2 protein-coding genes are annotated in these 2,753 nt (G+C 68.3%); both read left to right on the top strand.

Annotation, left to right across the window (positions count from 1 at the left end; all coding sequences use genetic code 11):
* The first annotated feature begins 43 nt into the window (after window positions 1–43).
* Window positions 44–2,299 (top strand): tyrosine-type recombinase/integrase, encoded by a 2,256-nt coding sequence (locus tag H5411_RS46140; RefSeq protein ID WP_220818373.1) that lies wholly within the window; start codon window positions 44–46, stop codon window positions 2,297–2,299.
* On the top strand, window positions 2,289–2,684 hold the full coding sequence (locus H5411_RS46145; protein WP_101434335.1) for a DUF6262 family protein: 396 nt from the start codon (window positions 2,289–2,291) through the stop codon (window positions 2,682–2,684). The genes H5411_RS46140 and H5411_RS46145 overlap by 11 nt, the downstream gene beginning before the upstream one ends.
* Window positions 2,685–2,753: the final 69 nt, after the last annotated feature.

Consider the following 2,753-nt stretch of genomic DNA (forward strand, 5'->3'; position numbering starts at 1 on the left):
CGGCCGGGTTCCTCGACGCGCCAGCGACAACGGAGCCGACCGCATGAGGCAGCTGCACCCGATCCCGCACGGCGACAACGACTCCGGCACCGATCTGGCGGCCCGGCTGCGGCCGCAGTTCGCGCAACCGGTGATCCTGGTCGACCCCGACGACCCGGTGATCGGAGGGCCGCAGTGCCTGGTCCCGGTCTGCGACCGGCTCGCGGTGATCTTCGGCAAGTGCTCGGCCCACCATCAGCGCTGGATCGAGGCCGGCCGCCCCGACGACGTCGAGACCTGGGCGAAGTCGGCGCCCGCGAACCGGCGCTGGCTGCACCAGCCCCGGAAATGCGCGATCACGACCTGCCACCGCAGCCGCCGCGAGCACGGTCTCTGCCACTCCCACGCCAGTCGGTGGCAGAAACAGGGCCGCGCCGGGCTGACACAGTGGATCGCCGACGGCGGTGGCGGTCCGCCGCTGCCGGCCGGGGACGGCTGCCGGTTCCCCGACTGCTGCCTGGAGGCCGAGGGCGAGGCTGGATTATGTGACCATCACCGGAATCGGTGGATCCGCGCCGACCGGCCGCCGATCGAGTCCTGGCTCCTCGGTTGCGCGACGTTCGGGCAGGACCGGTTCGACCTGCGCGCCCTGCCGCTGAAGATGCGGCTGGAGATCGCCTACGCGATCCAATGCCGGGTCGACGAACGCCGCACGATCACCCGGCCGCACTCGATCCGGCGGCTGCTGCGAGCCCTGCCCGGCGGCGGCGTCCCCTCGCTGCTGGACCGCAGCCCCGATTCCTGGATGGCCTATCTCGGGTTCTCCAGCGAGCGCGGCTACATCGAGCGACGGTTCCTGCTGGACGCGATCGGCTATCTGCGTGATCTCGTCGACGGCGTTGGCTGGGACGCGGAGTTCCCGCGCGATGTGTGGCTGCTGCGCCGGCTCGGGTTCCCCGGCCGCGACACCCGGTTCCGGTTCACCGGGATCGAACCGATCTGGTTGCGGCAGTTGACGAAACGGTGGGCCCGCTGGCGATTATCCACCGGGATCGCCGTCGCGACCGTCGGCGCCGACATCCGCGCGATCACCCTGTTCGCGCAGTCGTTCCCGGCCCTGCAGCGCGGACCCGAAGCACTGACCCGGGAGCTGGTCGAGGTCCATCTGGCGCACCTGATCGAACGGTTTCCGAATCCGAAGAGCCGGACCGGTCAGCTCAGCAGCCTCGCCGGTCTGCTGCGCGCGGCCCGCCAACACGGCTGGGAATCCCGGCTGTCTGCTCAGGTTGACCTGTTTCCCGAGGACTACCCGCGCCTGGTCAAGGGGCCACCACGGGCGTTGTCGGAAGCGGTGATGGCCCAGCTTGAACACCCCTGCGTCCTCGCCCGCTTCGCCGACTCCCGCGGCCGGTTGTTGGCGCGGATCCTGATGAGCACTGGGCTGCGCGTCGGTGACGGCGCCCGGCTGCGGCTGGACTGCGTCGTCCGCGACGGCCAGGGCGCGCCTTACCTGCGCTACACCAACCACAAGATGCGCCGGGACGCGTTCGTCCCGATCGACACCGACCTGGCCGAGGCGATCGCCGTCCAGCAGCAGGCGGTGCTCGACGAGTTCGATGACCCGGCGGTCCTGCTGCCGCGGCCCACCCGCAACCCTGACGGCAAGGTGGCGTTCAGCACTGCAACCTTCCGGGGAGAACTGCGAGAGTGGTTGCGCGTCAGCGATGTCCGGGACGAACTCGGCCGCGCCGTCCATGTCGCGCCGCATCAATGGCGCCACACGTTTGGCACTCGCCTGATCAACAACGAGGTCCCGCAGGAGACCGTCCGTCGTTTGCTCGACCACGACTCGCACGCCATGACTTCGCACTATGCGCGGCTGTCGGACACGACCATCCGGGAGCAGTGGGAACGCGCTCGCAAAGTCAACATCGCCGGTGAGGCCTTGGCCACCGACACCGGTCCGCTGGCCGACGCTGTCTGGATGAAGAACAACCTCTCCAGGGCGAAGATGGCGCTGCCCAACGGCTACTGCGCCTTGCCGCTGCAGCAGAAGTGCGAGTTCGCCAATGCCTGTTTGACCTGCCCAGTTTTCGTCACGACGCCGGAGTTCCTGCCCCAGCATCGTCACCAGCTCGAGCAGACCCAAGACTTGATCGCCCAGGCCGACCGCAACGGACACCAGCGCCTTGCCGAGATGAATCGCACCGTCGAGAAGAACCTCCTGGCCATTATCGACGGCCTGACCACATCGGATGGCTGCTGCGGCGGCGGAAAGTCCTGCGCCTGCAACGGAAAAAGCGGCTCGAATGCTTGCTGACAACCCCAGACACCTCGCCGAACACGCCCGTCAGCGCCACGATCAGACCCTGCACCGCGCCCAACAGGCGCTCGCCGAGCTGGCCGACGCCGGAGAACAGGTGACCGTTGCGCAACTTGCCAACCGGGCCGGCGTCTCGCGGTCATGGATCTACACCCAACCCGCATTGCGCGACCGGATCCGGCAGCTACAGCAGCATCGCGCCAGCGCTGGCTTCGTCCGCGACACCGCCACCCGGGCCACCGACGACTCACTGCGTCAACGTCTGGCCCTGGCGCACGAGCGAATCAACCAGCTCCGCACCGAGAACCAGCAACTCCGTGACGCCCTTGCCCACGCCCACGGCCAACTCCGCGCAGCCCGCCTCAGCACCGGTGATCGATAGTCAAAGACACCTGTCCACGACGCGAAACGCCAGGTCAAAGGCGGTATTTGAAGATCGAAGTCGAGATAA

Source organism: Amycolatopsis echigonensis (assembly GCF_014174495.1).
GTDB classification, from domain to species: Bacteria; Actinomycetota; Actinomycetes; order Mycobacteriales; family Pseudonocardiaceae; genus Amycolatopsis; species Amycolatopsis echigonensis.

What these genes read in the sequence shown, in the direction of transcription:
- H5411_RS46140 (WP_220818373.1), top strand. Translation starts at nt 44, where the DNA reads ATGAGGCAGCTGCACCCGATCCCGCACGGCGACAACGACTCCGGCACC.
- H5411_RS46145 (WP_101434335.1), top strand. Translation starts at nt 2,289, where the DNA reads ATGCTTGCTGACAACCCCAGACACCTCGCCGAACACGCCCGTCAGCGC.